Annotated in this window: 21 protein-coding genes and 1 pseudogene; 16 read left to right on the top strand and 6 right to left on the bottom strand. The window is 41.9% G+C overall.

Going from position 1 to position 18,186, the window contains the following annotated elements; translation table 11 throughout:
* Positions 1-28 precede the first annotated feature (28 nt).
* The gene (locus tag ACXAD1_RS15660) at positions 29-490 is read right to left on the bottom strand and encodes a DinB family protein (RefSeq protein ID WP_370223121.1); all 462 of its coding nucleotides are present in this window, start codon (positions 488-490) and stop codon (positions 29-31) included.
* A gap of 189 nt (positions 491-679) precedes the next feature.
* On the opposite strand from ACXAD1_RS15660, the gene ACXAD1_RS15655 reads away from it, so the two are divergent.
* Positions 680-2,806, top strand: a complete 2,127-nt coding sequence (locus ACXAD1_RS15655) for a peptidoglycan D,D-transpeptidase FtsI family protein (RefSeq protein ID WP_474910547.1) — start codon at positions 680-682, stop codon at positions 2,804-2,806.
* Between the two features lie 50 nt (positions 2,807-2,856).
* Here the strand turns inward: ACXAD1_RS15655 and ACXAD1_RS15650 are convergent, their stop codons facing one another.
* Positions 2,857-3,036, bottom strand: a complete 180-nt coding sequence (locus ACXAD1_RS15650) for a hypothetical protein (RefSeq protein ID WP_206843272.1) — start codon at positions 3,034-3,036, stop codon at positions 2,857-2,859.
* A gap of 243 nt (positions 3,037-3,279) precedes the next feature.
* On the opposite strand from ACXAD1_RS15650, the gene ACXAD1_RS15645 reads away from it, so the two are divergent.
* Together ACXAD1_RS15645 and ACXAD1_RS15640 are read left to right on the top strand one after the other, a co-directional pair.
* The gene (locus tag ACXAD1_RS15645; RefSeq protein ID WP_206843274.1) at positions 3,280-3,561 is read left to right on the top strand and encodes a hypothetical protein; all 282 of its coding nucleotides are present in this window, start codon (positions 3,280-3,282) and stop codon (positions 3,559-3,561) included.
* 287 nt (positions 3,562-3,848) lie between these two features.
* Positions 3,849-4,220, top strand: a complete 372-nt coding sequence (locus tag ACXAD1_RS15640) for a VOC family protein (RefSeq protein WP_474910546.1) — start codon at positions 3,849-3,851, stop codon at positions 4,218-4,220.
* Between the two features lie 558 nt (positions 4,221-4,778).
* On the opposite strand, the gene ACXAD1_RS15635 is transcribed toward ACXAD1_RS15640, so the two are convergent.
* A complete protein-coding gene (locus ACXAD1_RS15635; protein WP_206843278.1) occupies positions 4,779-5,291 on the bottom strand; it encodes a DUF3231 family protein in 513 nt (170 codons plus the stop codon).
* Positions 5,292-5,451: 160 nt separating this feature from the next.
* Here ACXAD1_RS15635 and ACXAD1_RS15630 point away from each other — a divergent pair, with 160 nt between their 5' ends.
* On the top strand, positions 5,452-5,766 hold the full coding sequence (locus ACXAD1_RS15630; RefSeq protein ID WP_474910545.1) for a hydrolase: 315 nt from the start codon (positions 5,452-5,454) through the stop codon (positions 5,764-5,766).
* 58 nt (positions 5,767-5,824) lie between these two features.
* Here the strand turns inward: ACXAD1_RS15630 and ACXAD1_RS15625 are convergent.
* Positions 5,825-6,019: pseudogene (locus tag ACXAD1_RS15625) on the bottom strand (hypothetical protein); the annotation flags it as partial.
* A 35-nt stretch (positions 6,020-6,054) separates the two neighbouring features.
* Positions 6,055-6,384: a hypothetical protein gene (locus ACXAD1_RS15620; RefSeq protein WP_370223114.1), complete on the bottom strand. Its 330-nt coding sequence runs from the start codon at positions 6,382-6,384 to the stop codon at positions 6,055-6,057.
* A gap of 241 nt (positions 6,385-6,625) precedes the next feature.
* Between ACXAD1_RS15620 and ACXAD1_RS15615 the strand changes: the two genes are divergently transcribed.
* The 12 genes from ACXAD1_RS15615 (at position 6,626) to ACXAD1_RS15560 (ending at position 16,944) form a co-directional block, all read left to right on the top strand.
* The gene (locus tag ACXAD1_RS15615; RefSeq protein ID WP_370223112.1) at positions 6,626-7,708 is read left to right on the top strand and encodes a hypothetical protein; all 1,083 of its coding nucleotides are present in this window, start codon (positions 6,626-6,628) and stop codon (positions 7,706-7,708) included.
* Entirely contained in the window at positions 7,695-9,863 is a 2,169-nt protein-coding gene (locus tag ACXAD1_RS15610) for a molybdopterin oxidoreductase family protein (RefSeq protein ID WP_474910544.1), read from the top strand. Before ACXAD1_RS15615 ends, ACXAD1_RS15610 begins: the two co-directional genes overlap by 14 nt.
* Entirely contained in the window at positions 9,864-10,424 is a 561-nt protein-coding gene (locus tag ACXAD1_RS15605) for a 4Fe-4S dicluster domain-containing protein (protein ID WP_474910543.1), read from the top strand. It begins immediately after the preceding gene.
* Positions 10,425-10,436: 12 nt separating this feature from the next.
* Complete coding sequence (locus ACXAD1_RS15600; protein ID WP_474910542.1) at positions 10,437-10,961, top strand: Rieske (2Fe-2S) protein; 525 nt, start codon at positions 10,437-10,439, stop codon at positions 10,959-10,961.
* Entirely contained in the window at positions 10,951-11,142 is a 192-nt protein-coding gene (locus ACXAD1_RS15595; RefSeq protein WP_206843306.1) for a hypothetical protein, read from the top strand. The genes ACXAD1_RS15600 and ACXAD1_RS15595 overlap by 11 nt, the downstream gene beginning before the upstream one ends.
* 5 nt (positions 11,143-11,147) lie before the next feature.
* A complete protein-coding gene (locus ACXAD1_RS15590) occupies positions 11,148-11,459 on the top strand; it encodes a hypothetical protein (RefSeq protein ID WP_206843308.1) in 312 nt (103 codons plus the stop codon).
* Positions 11,446-11,721 (top strand): hypothetical protein, encoded by a 276-nt coding sequence (locus tag ACXAD1_RS15585; protein WP_474910541.1) that lies wholly within the window; start codon positions 11,446-11,448, stop codon positions 11,719-11,721. Before ACXAD1_RS15590 ends, ACXAD1_RS15585 begins: the two co-directional genes overlap by 14 nt.
* A 5-nt stretch (positions 11,722-11,726) precedes the next feature.
* Positions 11,727-13,235 (top strand): MFS transporter, encoded by a 1,509-nt coding sequence (locus tag ACXAD1_RS15580; protein ID WP_474910540.1) that lies wholly within the window; start codon positions 11,727-11,729, stop codon positions 13,233-13,235.
* Positions 13,236-13,269: 34 nt separating this feature from the next.
* Complete coding sequence (locus tag ACXAD1_RS15575; protein WP_206843314.1) at positions 13,270-13,920, top strand: sensor histidine kinase; 651 nt, start codon at positions 13,270-13,272, stop codon at positions 13,918-13,920.
* A gap of 177 nt (positions 13,921-14,097) precedes the next feature.
* On the top strand, positions 14,098-14,751 hold the full coding sequence (locus ACXAD1_RS15570; protein WP_211202650.1) for a response regulator: 654 nt from the start codon (positions 14,098-14,100) through the stop codon (positions 14,749-14,751).
* Positions 14,741-15,193, top strand: coding sequence for a GAF domain-containing protein (locus ACXAD1_RS15565; protein ID WP_474910539.1), 453 nt, complete (start codon positions 14,741-14,743; stop codon positions 15,191-15,193). The genes ACXAD1_RS15570 and ACXAD1_RS15565 overlap by 11 nt, the downstream gene beginning before the upstream one ends.
* 23 nt (positions 15,194-15,216) lie before the next feature.
* Positions 15,217-16,944: a PAS domain-containing sensor histidine kinase gene (locus ACXAD1_RS15560; RefSeq protein WP_206843318.1), complete on the top strand. Its 1,728-nt coding sequence runs from the start codon at positions 15,217-15,219 to the stop codon at positions 16,942-16,944.
* 44 nt (positions 16,945-16,988) lie between these two features.
* Here the strand turns inward: ACXAD1_RS15560 and ACXAD1_RS15555 are convergent, their stop codons facing one another.
* Positions 16,989-18,179 (bottom strand): chromate transporter, encoded by a 1,191-nt coding sequence (locus ACXAD1_RS15555; protein WP_474910538.1) that lies wholly within the window; start codon positions 18,177-18,179, stop codon positions 16,989-16,991.
* Between the last annotated feature and the right edge of the window lie 7 nt (positions 18,180-18,186).

Below are 18,186 nucleotides of genomic sequence, written 5' to 3'. Positions count from 1 at the left end.
GGACGCGGTTGACGCGTCCGTTTTTTCATCATCTGCTCACAAACATCGGAAGCTCCGTATGACCCATTTCCCGTACATAAACAAACAAATTCCCTTTATGATTAATTTCATGATCCATTGCAAGCTGCAGCAGCTGGCTGCCTGTAAGTTCCATACCAAATATTCGCGTCAAATCAATGGTCCTATCCATTTCATCATTTGTTAATGATGAAATGATCTCAATGGTTTTTTCTGTATAGTTTTCAGCAGCTTCAGAAAGATTTGGCGCTATATCATCGAATTTCTCGCCAAACACTGCCGGGCTGCCTTCTTTTACTGTTTTGGCAAACATATAAAAAGAAGTAAGCATATGAGTAACCAGTTTGCCGGCTGCCATGCTTGTTTCAGTTGGTTTGTAATCATAGTTATTTTCATCAATTTTCTTGATTAGTTCATTGGTCACCTTTCTATGGGATAAAAAATAGTTCAGATATTTTTGCGCTCTTTCCATTTTAAATTCCTCCTAAAAAAATAATCAGATTAATAGTTCCACTTAATCTCCTTAAATTCCTTTATATTTCAAAATATGTTTTTTGGATTGGCAGGGATTTGACAAAAAACGTGGAATTATTTAACAGGGGAAGATTTGGAAGAATCTCTATAATACAGACATAGTGTTCGTAAGGGGGGAGATTCAAACATGGGGAAAAAGAAGAAAAAGAAAAGCCATGTGCCTTTTAGGGTCAATTTATTGTTTTTTGCTGTTTTTGTTTTATTTTCTGTACTAATTTTAAGACTTGGAGTCGTTCAGATTGTAAATGGTGAGACATACAAAAAAGAAGTGGACAGGACGGAAGATGTCATCGTATCTAACCCGGTTCCAAGGGGAAGGATGCTTGACAGGAACCATCAGGTTATCGTGGATAATATCCCAAAGAGTGCAATTACATACACCAACCGGAATGCCAAACAAAAAGAAATGCTACAGGTGGCAGAACGGCTGGCCGTTTTGATTGATAAAAAGGCGGATAAAGTGACAGAACGCGATAAAAAGGATCATTGGATTCTAAAAAAACCTGAAGCTGCCCGGGATAAAATAACTGATAAGGAATGGAAGCTGTTTAAAGAGAAAAAGCTGGATGATAAGCAAATTTATGAGATGCAGCTTGAAAGAATTACAGAAGAAGATCTAAAACAGCTGAGCAGGCAGGATCTGGAAGTACGGGCGATCTTTCGGGAATTTACGAGCGGATATGCAATGACGCCGCAAATAGTTAAAAATGAAGGTGTATCAAGCAAGGAGTATGCTGCAGTAAGCGAAAATCTTCAGTATCTTCCAGGTGTCAATACAACCACTGACTGGGATCGATCTTATGCTTTTGACAGTACGCTTCAGACAGTCCTGGGGAAGGTTACGGATACAAACGAAGGGCTGCCGCAGGAAAGGCTGGATTATTTTCTGGCAAGGGACTACAGCAGAAATGAACGTGTCGGAAAGAGCTATCTTGAAATGCAATATGAGGATGTTCTGCATGGTCAAAAATCAAAGGAAAAACTTATTACGAAAAAAGGAGATATTCTCGGAAGTGAACTGGTTTCTGAAGGACAGAGAGGTAAGGATCTTGTCCTGACAATTGATATGGATCTTCAGAAGGCTGTGGAAAAAATATTGGAAGAGGAAATTTGGGCTGCCAAGGGGGCCCGGGGAACCTTTTTAATGGATCGTGCGTTTGTCGTTCTAATGAATCCGCATACTGGTGAAGTTCTGACGATGGCAGGAAAAATGATCGACAAAGATGATAATGGCAAAACGGTTATGCAGGATTATGCCCTGGGTACGATTGCCTCCTCTTATAATGTGGGATCCTCTGTGAAAGGGGCGACTGTGTTAACAGGCTATAAAACCGGTGCAATCTCACCCGGGGCGACCTTTTTAGATGCACCCATGAAAATAGCAGGTACACCACAGGTGAAAAAATCCTGGTTTAACTTTCAGGCAATTATGAACGAAACAAGGGCTTTGCGAATATCCTCAAACGTATATATGTTCAAAACAGCAATTGAAATTGCGGATGCGCGGTATGCTTATGATCAGCCTCTGGGATTTAAAAATCCTAATGCATTTGAAGATATGAGAGAGTCTTTCGGCCAATTTGGCCTGGGGGTCAGAACTGGCATCGATTTGCCGAATGAGGCAATAGGCTATGAAGGACCTTTACGCTTGCCGGGATTTCTATTAGACCTTGCAATCGGACAGTATGATACCTATACTCCGATGCAAATGGCGCAATATATATCAACAATTGCAAATGGCGGCTACCGTATCCAGCCGCGCCTTGTAAAAGAAATCCGTGAGCCAGCCAGGGCGCAGGAGGAACTTGGCCCGATCTGGAAGGATATTCAGCCAACTGTCTTAAATACGATAGATGTAAGTGATAGAGAACTAAACACTGTCAAAGAAGGGTTAAGACAGGTGATGCAGCATCCTGAAGGGACTGCATATAGAAGGTTTGCAGATGCACCATATTCTCCAGCAGGAAAAACAGGTACTGCAGAAGCATTTTATGACGGCCCTCTCAAAAAAAAGGGAGATAAATTAATAGATGTTATGAACTTGAGCCTTGTTGCCTATGCACCTCATAATAATCCTGAAATCGCCATGTCTGTCATTGTTCCATGGGCATACCAGGGGAGAAGCGGACATACAGCCAATTATGAAATTGGCAGAAAAGTATTAGATGCCTATTTTGAGCTGAAAAAGAAGCGGATATCAGGACCAGAACAGGAACAGGCGGAAGAAGAAGGTTCCGAAACAGAAGAATCCTAATTCAAGTATGAGTTTTAGCGGTAAAAACGGCTGGACAAAAAAGCCTTTCCTTATTGGGAATGGCTTTTTTTATACCTGAGTTTGCTTTTAAAGTGATTCAGTTTTTCTTTAATGAAGACCGGTTTGTCGCTTTTTCCGAAGACTTTACGATGAACCGCAAATTGAATCGTTTCCTCCAAAATAGCGAGGATAATAATAGGAATGAAGATCGCCAGAATCCATAACCACATGCCCCTGCTCCTTTCGTCTGATCTGCATACATTTTATTTATATTCAGTAATGAATAAAGAATGATTTTTAATGGAAAAATAACCCATATTATTTATCCGACTGAATGACAATGAACAAAATCCGGTTTTAGATGTTTTCTTTAATAGCCTATTATTACTGAACTAAACATCTCTTTCATTAAAAGTTATGTTTAGTTTAATGAAAGGACATTCGGGAAAATAGGTTAATAAGGAGGTCTTGACATGAAAACTTTAAATGTAGAGCTTCAGTATGATGATCAGGAAATGAATGATAATGAGACAAAAGTATTTGATCAATTGAAGAACCAGTTCGAAGGAACAGGGTTTAAGGTGGTAACGATCATGGAAAATGATCAATATCTAAAGGAGCATTCCGGCCTTCCTAATCAAAAGAAAAACAAAGTGCTGCCATCTCAGCCTGAAGGAGCAGAACCTGATATCAATTCCAGCGGTGCCGGCGGCATGGTCTCCCCTGATTCCAGTGAAAGCAAATACTCTGAGTAAGAAACGTGAGCCTTAGTCCCATTTCGGACTAAGGTTTTTTTATTTTTAGGCTTTGTTAAAGAATAAAGTTGTTATATCAAAGATAACTTTACGATAACCAAAATGGTTTTAGACAGTTGTTCTTTCTCAGTTAACACAACTTATTATAAACTAAGATTACCAGAATTTTCCGAATAATAGGAAGTTTATTGTTCCGTTAAAGGGCAGATTATTCAATAATCGGAAGGAAAAAGGTATATAGAAAGGGAACTATTTGATATACCGGATTAAATAAAGGAGAGAAGGTTATGAGTAAATCATTTATTGAACAAGTACATTATATTAGAATTCCTGTAAAAAATTTAGAACTGTCTGCACAATGGTATAGAGATGTATTAGGGCTCCAGTTACTAAACAATACTGAGGAACTTGCAATTTTAAAAGTAAATGAAGGACCTTTCTTACTTATCTTAATTCCTACCGAAGATGAAACATTTGCACATTTTACAATTGATAATGAACAAGAATTTAGCATTGGGTTTACAAGTCCAGAATTATCTAAATTTCATCAACACTTAATTGATAATCAAGTTAAGGTAGAGGATATAAAAGAAGATAATGGCCATGCCTTTTTCCACTTTTATGACCTAAATGGTAATAAACTTCAAGTACACTGGTAAAATTATAATAAATAAATTACCTTATTTCATTATCGGGTGCTTTAACGGAATAAGAATGGGAACGTCCAAATCAGACGTTCCCATATTTTTTGCCTGAAAAACAACAATACTATTTATCAAAGCCTACTTTTAAAAGGAATTAATACATATAGAGAATTTGATTGGAGGAGGGTCATCTGTGAGTCAAGCTTTTAAGAGTGGGGACAGTCTACATACCTGCCAGAAATGTAATGGAATCCTTAAACTGGTACACAGTATGCTTAGAACTGCAGAAAGCTATAGGGATGAAAAGGGATAAATGGCCATAATCAATATGGCGAGCCAAAGCTTTTTCCTTTTGGAAGCACCTGAAGAAGGACATCTAGAGAAGGAAGTAAATACAAGAGCTATCGAAAATCGCAGGCATCCTGGAAGGAGTTTTGTGTTTCTTACCCGGAGGGCAACTTGTTTGATGTATGGAGTGAACTGAGCCCAAGTTTTAAGAAATAACTTTTAGGCAAGAGAGCAGACAATGGACTCTGCTCTCTTTTTACATATGGACATCTCTTCAGCAAATCCTTAGCAATTATCTGATTTGTGAAGATGAAGCGGCGGAGGAATTAACCAGCCTTTTTCTTTATTCATTCGAAGAACCTTAACACCTAACGCAGCTTTCTGAGTATGAAATTGGCCAAACATGCCTGCGATATCTTCACGGATACATTGGCCCATGATTGTACTGCAGCCAACCAATCCTGCTGCCAGGTCTCCTGCTAATTTTGCAGCAACTTCAGGATCCATAAATCTGGCGCCAGCAGGAATATCGTTTACACAAGCTTCAGGTCTGTCAGGAGGTGAGGGAGGAAGGGCGATCCCGTTTTCCTTTAGCATCTCCTCAATTTGCTCCTGTTCCTGCTTGCAGAGGCGGATGGCTTCTTCAAGCATTTTTTTCAAGTCCCCATCCCCAGAGTGGCTAAGCATCGTTTGATAGGCAGAGGCCATTCCCTTTCCTGCCAGCAAGTAAGACCATGTGCTATAAACCTCGCCATAATGCAAAGGCTCGTCCTTTGGATTTCCGCTTAAAATACCCATTGTATACCTCCCGAAAAGATTCATTTTTTGTGCCGCCTTCCTTGTATTGCACAGCTATATCATGCCCAACAAGTGTCTTAAAATGTCATTGAATATTAAATGGTTAAACTGCCTCAGATTGTGGTAAATACCGTATAAAAGATAGAGGAGATGAAAAACAATGGACCAGACAAAAAAAACATATTATATAGATATTGAAAATGCGCAGATCTACACAGAACCGGTTGAAGCAGCCGAATGGCAGTTTAGAATTTTTGCCACAGATGAAGAACTGGCTCAGTTAAATGAATACATTAATGAGAATTATGATGCAGATCTAAAAACATTTGCCCGTGCACATGTCCCTTTCCTGGAATACCACAAGGAGTCCAAAAATGATGAATATGATGCATCCATGGAAGGCATATATAAAATGATTTATGAACTCGGTGATGAAGAAGCCCGGAGACATATAGAAGGGATGGGAATTTTATAATCGGAAAAATGCAGCCGGTCTTTAATCGGACTGGCTGCATTTTGAAAAGAGAATACATAAAAAAAGAACCGTCTGTTCTGTTTTCATCAGAATAACGGTTCTTATATTTGCTCCTGTATAATTGTTCTTTTTTGGTTTTTGTTTTCCTTGTGCGCATGTCCGCATACGCAAATGGGCTTCGATTGCACTCAGGGTTTCTTTTTCCCTCACGTACTGCTTTTTCCCTTAACTTCTTCGCAGCTGATTTAGCCATATGACCAACTCCTTTTCATGATTGTACCATAATGCTTAAATTGGAGGAATGACATTTGTTAACAGTAAGATAAAGAATACAAGACCAATAAGTAAAAAGATAACCGAGCCGAGAACAGCATAATTAGGCCTAAAGCTGAACTCCTCCCTTTTAGATAAGAATCCTGTCATGGCACTTGCGGTGCTGTCCATAAACCTCGTCACTATACCGCCGGTGCTTGAAAACCATACGGTCAAAGCTGTAAAAACCACACCTGAAAAAAACATGATTTCGATGAATCGGATTGAAAAGGCACTTGAAGCGATCAGGGTAATCAGAGCTTCTGCAGCTAATGTAATAAACAATATAAATATATTTTTTTTCATAATTCCGCCTCCTTATTAGAAATACGCCTGATTTTGGAAAAAGTTTCAATTTTTCTGCAAAGACCTTTGAGAAGGTCTTTTTTTAGTTGACACAACTCTGCAACAACATGCTCATTTAATATCCTTTCTTAAAGATAGGGGAATTTCCCCCCTCTAATGGGGAAGTTCCCTGATATTGAAAAACTCCTCCCGCTTTTACAATAAGGTTAAGGTAATTGTTTGTGAATGAGGAGGAGTTAATATGCAGGCAAAAGCTGCAGTCAACCAAAAAACGGGAAACACATTAAACAATGCGTTTGCATCTCATTTTGCCAAGTCGATGTTTTTATCTGTTACAGCATTAGCTATTCTTTCTTTTATTGGCACTAGAATGTTGACACATGTTGATTTAAACCTTTACGGATATATGGTCGGAACGATTGTGTTTATCGGAGGGTTTTTCTACAGGTTCATTGCCTGGGGCGAAAGGCCGCCAACAAAGCTTATCCTGAAAAAAGGACTGAAGCTGCTATTTAGAAAGTCAACGCCAAAAACGTCTGTTGAGCATCTTGCAACTTACAATTTTATCTGGAATAGGGGAATTTACCGATGGACTCAGCACGTGCTGATCGGCTGGGGCTGCATCTTATCCTGCTTCGTTACATTCCCTCTCGTTTTCGGCTGGATGTATTTTACGATGGATGACAATGGCCATTACAACATTATTGCAATGGGCATGAAGGTAATGACTGTCCCGGCAGATGGCATCATTGCCAACCTTTCTTATAACGCGCTGAATATTACAGCAGTAATGGTAATCGCTGGAGTTTGCATGGCGCTGTACCGCCGTCTGAAAAATATGCAGGCAAGAGCAGAGCAGAAATTTCTATATGATTTCATGCCTCTTTATATGCTGCTTCTAGTCAGCATCACAGGGTTGGCTTTAACCTTTATGAATATCTTTTTACACGGTGCGGGACAGCCGGCGATGTCACTGATCCATCAGTGGTCAGTCATCATTACACTGATTTACCTGCCATTTGGAAAGCTTGCACATATTCCTTTCCGCCCAATGAGTGTTTTGGCAAGAAACTACAGAGAACATTATGCTGAACAAGGCATGCAGGAATGCAAAGTTTGCGGAGATCAATTTGTTTCATCAGAACAATCAAAAGATGTCGTCGATGTACTCGGCGTGAACGATATTGAATTTAAAGCAAAGGAAGGACATCATCTTGCAGAAATGTGCCTCCCTTGCAGAAGAAAATACCGGATTGCACAATTTTCCGGATTCCCTACCCATGAAGTGAAGGTCAAGGAGGCAAACCAGAATGCAAAGGGATAAGTTTTTTAAAGAAATTGAGAATCTGAACCATCCGAATGAAAAATTGATAAAAACACACTGCAGCTATTGCGGCATGCAATGCGGAATGAATTTAAGGGTTAATACACAAACAAATAAAATAATCGGGGTCGAGCCCCGTTATGACTGGCCGGTTACGGTAGGGAAAATGTGCCCGAAAGGGGTTACCGCCTATCAGCAGACCAACCACAAAGACCGCCTGCTGAAACCGCTGATTCGGGATGATGCTTCTTTGAAGGGGACGGCAGAAGGGTTCCGTGAAGCAAGCTGGGATGAAGCATACGATTTAATTGCGAAAAAATTCAAAGAGCTGCAAACGGAATACGGAAAAGATTCACTCTCCGTCTTCAGCGGGGTATCTATGACAAATGAAAAATGTTATCTGACAGGTAAATTTGCCCGTGTTGCTCTTGCAACAAGATATATTGACTATAACGGCCGTTTCTGTATGTCAAGTGCTGCCGGCGGATTCCTCCGTTCTTTCGGAGTGGATAGAGGCTCAACATTGCCTTGGACAGATATTCATGAAACGGATTGCCTGTTTATCGCTGGTAGCAATACAGCTGAATGCCATCCAACTTCCATGTTCCGCATTTGGAACGTTCAGGAAAGAGGCGGCTATATCATTGTAGCTGATCCCCGGGAAACGCCAATTGCCAGAAGAGCTGACCTTCATCTTGACCTGCAGCCCGGAACAGACCTTGCACTTGCAAACGGGATTGTTAATCAATTGATTGAGATGGGCTATATAGATGAAGAATTCATTAATAAGCACACGAACGGTTTTGAAGAAACAAAGGAGCTTGTAAAGGATTTCACTCCTGAATATACAAGCATGCTGACTGGTGTGGCGCCGGAAAAAATCATTCGCGCTGCCGAAATATACGGAAAAGCTCCAAATGCAGTTGTCATGTTTGCACGAGGTGTTGAACAGCAGCATAAGGGTGTTGATAATGTTTCCGCCTACACCAATATGGCGCTTGTTACAGGTAAGATCGGCCGTCCAAATGCCGGAGTAGCCACTTTCACCGGGCAGGGCAATGGACAGGGAGGAAGAGAGCATGGACAAAAATCAGATTTGCTTCCAGGCTACCGGAAAATTACAAATCCAAAACATGTTGAAGAAGTATGCAGTGTTTGGGGAATCACACCTGAAGAAATGCCGCAGCCTGGTGTATCTGCTTATGAAATGATTGAGCTGATGGAGCAAAAAACGATTCGAGGTTTATACCTTCTATGTTCGAATCCTGCAGTATCTGCACCAAATCAAAATTTTGTCAGGAAAGCATTTAAGACCTTGGATTTCATGGTATGCTCCGATTTCTACCTTTCTGAATCGGCAGAATTTGCAGATGTTGTTCTTCCGGCTGTCACATGGTCAGAGGATGAAGGAACAGTAACGAATATTGAAGGCCGCATTATTAAAATCAATAAGGCACAGGAACCTGTCGGAGAATCGAAGCCGGACTGGCAAATCCAAGTGGAGCTGGCTGAACGCTTAGGAAAAGGAAAACACTTTTCACACCTAAAAACGGCACGAGATGTTGCAGATGAGTTCAGACTGGCTACCAAGGGCGGCTATGCTGATTACTATGGAGCTACATGGGATAAAATCGACAGGCAGGACGGGGTTTTTTGGCCGTGCAAAGATGAGAATGATGAAGGTACACCACATATGTTCCTAGATAAAAAATTCTACCATCCGGACGGCAAAGCAAAGATTTGCGCGCTGCCATACCGTCCGCCAGCTGAAGTACCATGTGAAAAATATCCGCTCCGTTTAACAACGGGAAGGGTGGTATACCACTATCTATCTGGCAATCAGACTAGAAGAATACCATTCCTTCATGATATGTGCCCTGAACCATTTGTGGAGATCCATCCGGAAACAGCATCAAAATATAATATGGAACATGAAGAAAGGGTCCGTTTATTTACAAGAAGAGGCGAGGCCATCTATAAAGTTAAAATTACGGAAGCCATCCGGATAGATACCGTCTTTGTTCCATACCATTTTGGACATGAAGATTCTATTAATCTATTGACGATTGCAGCATTAGATCCAATATCACGTATGCCTGAGTTCAAGGCATGTGCTGCACAGCTGGAAAAAGTCGAATTAAAGAAGGTGCAATAAATGAAAAAGAGGCTGTATTTAGAACTTGAAAACTGTATAGGATGCCGTTCTTGTCTGGCAGCATGTACACAATGCGGGGGGCATGAGGAGCGAAACAGAAACTATGTGTATGATGTAAATCCTCTTGTGAACCGGCAGACGATGCCTCTCATGTGCCTTCACTGTGAAAATCCGGCATGTGCCCGAAGCTGTCCGGCCCAGGCCATTCAAATTCATGAGACAGGCGCTGTGTTATCTGCACTGTTGGAAAAGTGTATTGGCTGCCAGAACTGTACAATTGCCTGCCCATACGGCATACCAAAATTTGATCAAGAGCAGAACTTAATGTACAAATGTGACCTATGTATTGACCGTACTAAAGATGGAATTCCTCCTATGTGTGCGAGTGTATGTCCATCCAATACACTGCAATGGCTGTCAGATGAAGAAATTGAAAACAAGAAGAAGCAATTTAACCTTGATAACGGCAAATGGGTGACAAGCATGCCATATCTAGAAGGCGAAACAAATGTAAAGGTAAATCTGCCGGGAATCCTGCAGGGGATTACAAAGCTGTTTTAGGAGGGATTAGGGATGTCTGAAAAGAATAACAAGATTCCCTTTAATGAAGATAATTATACGCATAATATCGAACGGAATAACGAAAGAAAACTGGATAGACGCGGGTTCATGAAAACTTTGGTTGGTGCCGCAGGTGTATTTGCAGTTTCCTCCCTTCCCTGGGGGGCAGTAGCTGCCAAAGAATTAATGGGGCTTGGCGAAAAGGAATATCCTCATAAGAAAATAACCGAATTAAGCAAGCTGCCAATCGGCGATGCAGTGGAGTTCAAGTTTCCCGGAGATCATGATGACGCAATATTAATCCGCTTATTAGAGAACAAGTATGTTGCCTATCAGAATGCGTGTACACATTTGCGCTGCCCGGTATTTTGGGTGAAGGAGCAAGGTGAAATGATCTGCCCTTGCCACCATGGAAAGTTCGATGTGGAGACTGGTTCGCCAACTGCGGGGCCGCCAAGAAGGCCGCTTCCGGAAATCCAGGTTAAGGTGGAGGATGGAGCAATCTTTGCTGTGAGGGTGAAACGTTATGAAGCGTAGCTATCTGGGTGTCATCATTTTGGCCGCGATATTACTGATGAATATTGTCTTTACCCAATATATGGTCCACCAATACTATTATGAAAACTATATAAATGTACTCATTTTCGGCGGACTGAATATTGTTCTTTTTCCCCTGGCAGTATTCGCTTATAAAAAGACGATTAACATGAGGGTGTGATTTCTATGAACAGTGAAACATATCTTGATTTTTGTTTTGTAAGAGAAAAATCAGGAGATTTTGCTCCAGAAGTTGATCGGCTCCTTACCAAACTCTTTAAGGGAGTCCGCCTCAACTGGTATTTGGATGAGAAATCTCATGATGGAATGGATATTGTTGTAGCGGAGATAAAAGGCATGAGCAAATGGCAATCAGAGGAGGAAACCATTGAATTTATAGAAGAAAATGCAAGTGAATCATTCTGGAAATATCTGCAGGGTTATCAAATGTATATTTACCCTGATAAAAGAGGGTGCGGCAGCTGTGGAACTCATTAAAAAAGAAGATTTGGACCGCTTTGTCCGGCAAAATGTACAGGTGGCAATTTTAGATGAAGAGGGAAATAACAAAGCCCCTTTTGTTCACAAAGAAATTATAAAAACCGGGTTTTGCCCAGATGGTACACATTTGCGTATTTATTTTGACCATATGAACTTTTTTGCGGTCCCGCTGACTTCCTCTGTGGAAGCATCTGAGAGCAGGTGGGCTGCTCTTGATCGGGAAGCCGGATTAAAATATGTGATAAAGAAGAGAGCGTGAACACAATGATAAGAAAAATACAGCTGCCTTTGCAGACGTTAAACTTAGTAGCCGGGTTTATGGTTTGGGTGCTGATATCCTCCCTTATGCCGTTTATTAAGGAAGATATCCATATTCCAGCCGACAAGCTGGCCCTAGTAACAGCAGTTCCGGTGATCCTCGGGTCTCTGCTTCGTATTCCTCTGGGGTATTATGCCAATCAGTTTGGAGCAAGAATAATCTTTATGCTGAGCTTTATTCTTCTATTATTTCCAGTCTATTATATCAGTATAGCTGATTCCATTACTGATTTACTGATCGGGGGATTATTCCTCGGTCTTGGAGGAGCCGTGTTCTCTGTTGGTGTTACCTCTCTTCCAAAGTATTATCCAAAGGAGCGCCATGGGTTTGTAAATGGAATATACGGTGCAGGTAATCTTGGAACAGCTATAACCGCATTTGCGGCTCCAGTCGTTGCCACAAAGTTTGGCTGGTCCCTAACCGTACAAATTTATCTTGTCCTGCTCGGAATCTTCATTGCAGCAAACTTCCTTCTTGGTGATAAAAAAGAAGTTAAGGTGCAGACACCGCTTCTGGAACAGATTAAAGGCGTCTATAAAAATGAAAAGCTGTGGCTCTTGAGCTTATTCTATTTCATTACTTTTGGATCATTTGTTGCGTTTACCATTTATCTGCCGAATTTCCTTGTGGCTCATTTTGAACTTGATAAAGTGGATGCGGGATTAAGGACAGCCGGATTCATCGTCCTTGCAACTGCCATGAGACCAATTGGCGGCTGGCTTGCAGACCGTTTCCATTCATTAATTCTTCTCATTTTTGTCTTTGGAGTTTATACCATCTCTGCAGTAATTCTGTCATTATCTCCGTCCATTACATGGTATACATTTGGGTGTTTAAGTATTGCTCTATCAGCTGGAATTGGGAATGGTGTGATTTTTAAGCTGGTGCCTATGTACTTCCAGAAGCAGGCGGGTATCGTAAACGGAATTGTTTCCGCAATGGGCGGCCTGGGAGGATTTTTCCCGCCGCTGATATTGACCCTGTTATTTAATATCACCGGCCATTATGCGATTGGCTTTATGGCATTGTCAGAAGTGGCGCTTGCCAGCCTGATTCTGGTTGTTTGGATGTATTTCCAAGGGAAAATGGAAATTGCAAGCCAGGTGATTGATCATACAATTGAAGGAATTCTGGTAACGGATAAGGGCGGCAAAATAATCTCTGTAAACCCTGCTTTCACAGAAATAACCGGATACAGGGAAGAAGAAGCAGTCGGCAAAAATCCGAATATCCTTAAATCAGGAAAACAGGCTAAGGGCTTTTACCAGGACTTATGGACTTCAATCGAAAAAAATGGATTCTGGCAAGGGGAAATATGGAATTGCCGCAAAGACGGAGAAGAATATCTCCAATGGCTTACCATAAGTGCAATTAAAAATGATGCTGGAGATGTGGTCCAATACGCTGGCATGTTCAGTGACATTTCCAGCCATCGGGTCAAAAAAGCAAAATAGGAGCAAAAACAAAGTCATAAGGAGGAGGGATGAAATGGAAACACAGCCAGCAAAGAAAAATATCAGTTCCTATATTATTCAGTCACAGGAAGATGAGATCAAGCGCATTGCCCTGGAGCTTCACGAAGGGGTCGGACAGACGCTTTACAGCTTATATACAGGCATGCAGTTCATTCAAACCGCTGTTGATCAGCCCGAGATGAAAGGCTATGTTGGAGATATGGCGCAATTGATGGAAAAAACAATTCAGGAAATCAGGCTTCTGGCTGTGGAATTGCATCCCCCTGCTCTGGGAACCCTCGGCCTGCTGCCGGCGCTGAAAACTTATCTGAAATTATACACCTCCACATATGGAATTACAGTGGATCTTAAAAATGAGGGGATGGAAGTCCAAATCAGTGAAAGGGAAAGCATAACTTTGTTCCGAGTTTGCCAGGAAGCTTTGGCAAACATAGCCAGGTATGCTGACACAATGAGTGCAGTTATCTTCCTGCAATGGAAACCGGGACAGCTTTCTATTAGCATTGAAGACAAGGGGAAGGGCTTTGATGTTAATGCCGGGATGCAAAAATCGACTGGCCTGGCTGCCATGATTGAAAGAATGTGTTTAATCAGCGGCAAGTGTGTCATCAGCTCCAAAATCGGCGATGGGACTACAATAGATATCAGCCTTCCGTTATACTAAGATTATACTTAACAAGGGACCTGCGCAAAGCGGCTCCCTTGTTGCCTATTAAAGATAATTTTTTCACGGAAATTGCTACTTTGTACCTCGAGGACTGGCTGGCGTATGCAGCCTTCCCCCTCGGATAGGCAAGGCTTGCACTTTCTCGTGTGGATAAATGGTAAAGGGGGAGCAAGGTTGATCAATATTTTACTTTGCGACGACCACGCGGTAGTCAGAATGGGTTTGAAAATGCTTTTAAATAACCATGAAGACATGCAGGTGGTTGGTGAAGCTTCGGAAGGCAACGAAGGGATTCAGCAGGCACTTGAATTAAAGCCTGATGTGGTAGTAATGGATTTGAGCATGCCCCATGGAAAAGATGGCATGTCAGCAACGTCAGAATTGAAAAAATTAATGCCGGAAATAGCGATCCTGATTTTGACCATGCACGATGATGAAGAGTACTTATTCAGGGCGATCCAAGCGGGTGCTTCGGGATGTATTTTAAAAAGTGCCCCTCATGATGAACTGCTGGCGGCAATCCGGTCTGTTGCAAGCGGGAATGCCTATTTGCATCCTTCAGCAACTAAAAGGCTGATGGAAGAATATATCGGAAGTGTAAAGCAGGGTAACACCGATACATTCAATCTGTTGTCTGACAGGGAAAAAGAGGTTCTTACCTTAATAGCCAAAGGGTTTTCCAATAAGGAAATTGCTGAACAGCTTGTGATTAGTGTAAAGACAGTTGAAACCCATAAAGGTAATTTAATGGAAAAACTTCAGATGAAAACCAGACCGGAACTTGTTGCCTATGCCTTAAAGAAAGGGCTGCTTGGTTATGGAATATAAGGGGTGCAGCCAGGGAGAAAGCGCGCTTATTGCTCAGGCTTGTGAAAAGGTGCTGGCAGAGCTGGACTGTGATTTTGTGGGATTGGCACTGCAAAATACAGATAGCCCGGATGTAAGGTGGCATTTTGCCGCTGGAAATATCAACGAAAAATATAAGCGGATTACAGTAAGGTACGGCAAAGGCATTGCAGGAAAGGTGATTTCAACCGGCAGGCCGATGTGCGTAGAAAACTTCCCTGAAAATGTCGCTGGAAAAGCTTTGGAATACCCGATTATGCTTGCTGAAGCCCTGAAGTATGCTTATGCTGTTCCCATTCATTTTAAAGGAATCCCCAAAGGAGTCCTTTTGATCGGGAACCGGTCCGGTCAGCCTATAAATGAAAACAAGCAAAGCAATGCAAGGGATGCAGCGAGGACACTTGAACTAAAGCTGAATGGTTAAAAAATGCAACTGGAGGAACGTAAATGGACAGGAATAATCAGTTGCCGAAAAAGAGAGAGATTGCTCCTGATTCCAGTGATGCAACGATTCTTGTTAATAAATTTGGGATCATCTCCTATGCGAACGAACAGGCACAAGAGCAATTTGGATATAGGGTAAATGAGCTGCAGGGGAAGAGCTTAAAGGAACTGCTTCCTGAGATCACTCTGCATGAAACTGAAGAGGGCAAAGTGGTTCACCAATATGGCCAGCATCGTAATGGTCAGGTATTTTCAATCTTTTATAGAATCAATTCTTTCAAGCAGGGAGAAGAAACCTATTATTTAATCGTCTTTCATTCAGTCAAAGACCGTTCCCGATTAAAAAAGCAGCAATCATATCCATTAAAGGAATTGGTTGACCTGCAATTTGCCCTGGATGAATCAACAATTGTGGCCTTTACAGACAAAAAAGGAAAAATTACGTATGTGAATGAAAAGTTCTGTGAGGTGTCGAAATATTCTGCAGATGAGCTGGTTGGTAAAGACCATAGAATTATCAACTCATCCTACCATTCCAAAAATTTTATGGAGAACCTTTGGGAAACCATTTCGAGCGGGGAAGTCTGGCACGGTGAAATTAAAAACAAAGCTAAAGACGGAACTTATTATTGGGTGGATACCACGATCGTTCCCTTCATTGATGACAAAGGAAAGCCATATAAATACCTGGCGATCCGGAAGGAAATTACTGAATATAAGCGTGTTGTGGAGGAACTGAAAAATTCCGTAAACGAGCTGATTGATTTAAAGTTTGCCCTGGATGCTTCATCCATTGTGGCGATTACAGATCAGAAAGGTACCATTACGTATGTGAATGATCAATTCTGCAGCATCTCAAAATATTCACGGGAAGAATTGCTTGGACAGGATCATAGAATTATCAACTCAGGTTTCCACACCAAAGAATTTTTTAGAGATTTATGGAAGACGATTTCTTCCGGGAAGGTATGGAAAGGAGAGATCAAGAACAGAGCTAAGGATGGCACACATTATTGGGTGGATACCACAATCGTCCCTTTCCTTAATGAAAAAGGGAAGCCCTATCAGCATCTTGCTATTCGCCATGAAGTCACGCAAAGAAAAAATGCAGAAGAAGAGCTGCAAAAAATGATGACCAGGATCATTGATGTTCAAGAAGATGAACGGAAAAGACTGTCCCGGGAGCTTCATGACGGAATAGGGCAGAATTTGTACAGCCATCTGATTACCATTAATAGGCTTCAGGCTGAAATAAGCCACCCGCTGCTTGATCAAATGCAGGATGAGGCTGCTGAAATCATTGAGGAACTGAGAGACCTTTCATGGGAGCTGCGTCCTTCTGTGCTTGATGATCTTGGTCTGATTCCAGCGATTCGATCCTACCTGGTCCGGTTCTCAGAACATCACAATATCAACGTCCATTTTGATTGCTACTTGGCTTCCCGTCTTAGTTCAAATAAAGAAATCACCATTTACAGGATCATTCAGGAAGCTCTGACAAACATAAGGAAATATGCTGAAACAGATGAAGCAGCAGTCACTATCAGGCAGATGGAAGATGAAATCCGTATAGTCATTGAAGATAAAGGAATAGGGTTCAATGTTAATGAAGTCTCCAGAGGAGTCGGTCTTTTCAGTATGGAGGAACGCGCAAAAGCTGCGGGAGGTTCCCTAAATGTTTATTCAGCAGAAACTAAAGGGACAAGAATTGTACTCGAAATTCCGCTATAAAAAAAAGCTGCCTAATCCAGGCAGCTTTTCTAAAAAATGCGATTTTAAAATATTGATCCTAATATCGTTCCGCCGATGGCACCTGTTACAACTATAATCCAGGGCGGCAGCTTCCAATAAACAAGCATGCTGAATAGGACTGCTGCAAAGGCAAAATCAGCCGGCTCCAGGATGCTGCTGGTCCAAATTGGATGATAAAAGGCAGCGATTAAAATGCCGACAACTGCAGCATTTACACCCATTAATGCACCCTTTATGTTAGGGTTGCGGCGAAGTGTTTCCCAAAATGGGAGGGTGCCTAGTATCAGCAAAAACGCGGGCAGGAAGATTGCGGCCGTTGCAAGCAAGCCGCCTTGCCAGCCATTCATCACTGCACCTAGATAGGCAGCAAAAGTAAACAATGGTCCTGGCACTGCCTGAGCTGCACCATAGCCAGCCAGAAAAGCTTCCTCACTAAGCCAGCCTGTTGGGACAAATTCACGTTCCAGTAAAGGAAGGACAACATGGCCGCCCCCGAAAACCAGAGATCCTGAGCGATAAAAGCTGTCAAAAAGGGCAACCCAATCCAATGCAGTCAGCTCCCTTAAAATGGGAAGCACTATTAAAAGGGCGAAAAACATCACTAAACAGCCAATGGCAAAACCTTTTGAAATGGGAAAATCCATCCTTGCTTCATCGTTATCTGCATGCTTCTTATAGATTAAAAATCCAATAAAACCAGAGATAAGGATGACCGCAACCTGTGTAATGGCTGTCTGCCATAATAGTGTGGCGATGATCGCGAACAGTGCCAGCGTTTTTCGCGGCAGGTCAGGTACAAGCTTTTGGGCCATTCCCAATACCGCGTGAGCCACTACAGCGACTGCGACAATTTTGAGTCCATGGATCCAGCCGGCTTCCGCCGGATTAATGCCTTGAAGAAGAATGGCAAAAATAATCAGGGCAATAACAGATGGCAATGTGAAACCAAGGAAAGCCATAATGCCGCCGGCTACTCCTGCCCTCATGACACCAATGCCAATGCCAACCTGGCTGCTCGCAGGTCCGGGCAGGAACTGACAAAGTGCAACTAAATCTGCGTAGCTTTTCTCATCCATCCATTTTCTTCTGCGGACATACTCATCGTGAAAATAGCCTAGATGAGCTACAGGTCCCCCGAATGAGGTTAGTCCAAGCCTTGTTGAAACCATTAATATCTCCAGTAACGATTTTAAGCCAGTTCTGTTTTTGTTCATATGCATC

The organism is Cytobacillus sp. ABV4_503 (assembly GCF_056158445.1).
This window is presented reverse-complemented; position numbering and strand designations above follow the sequence as displayed.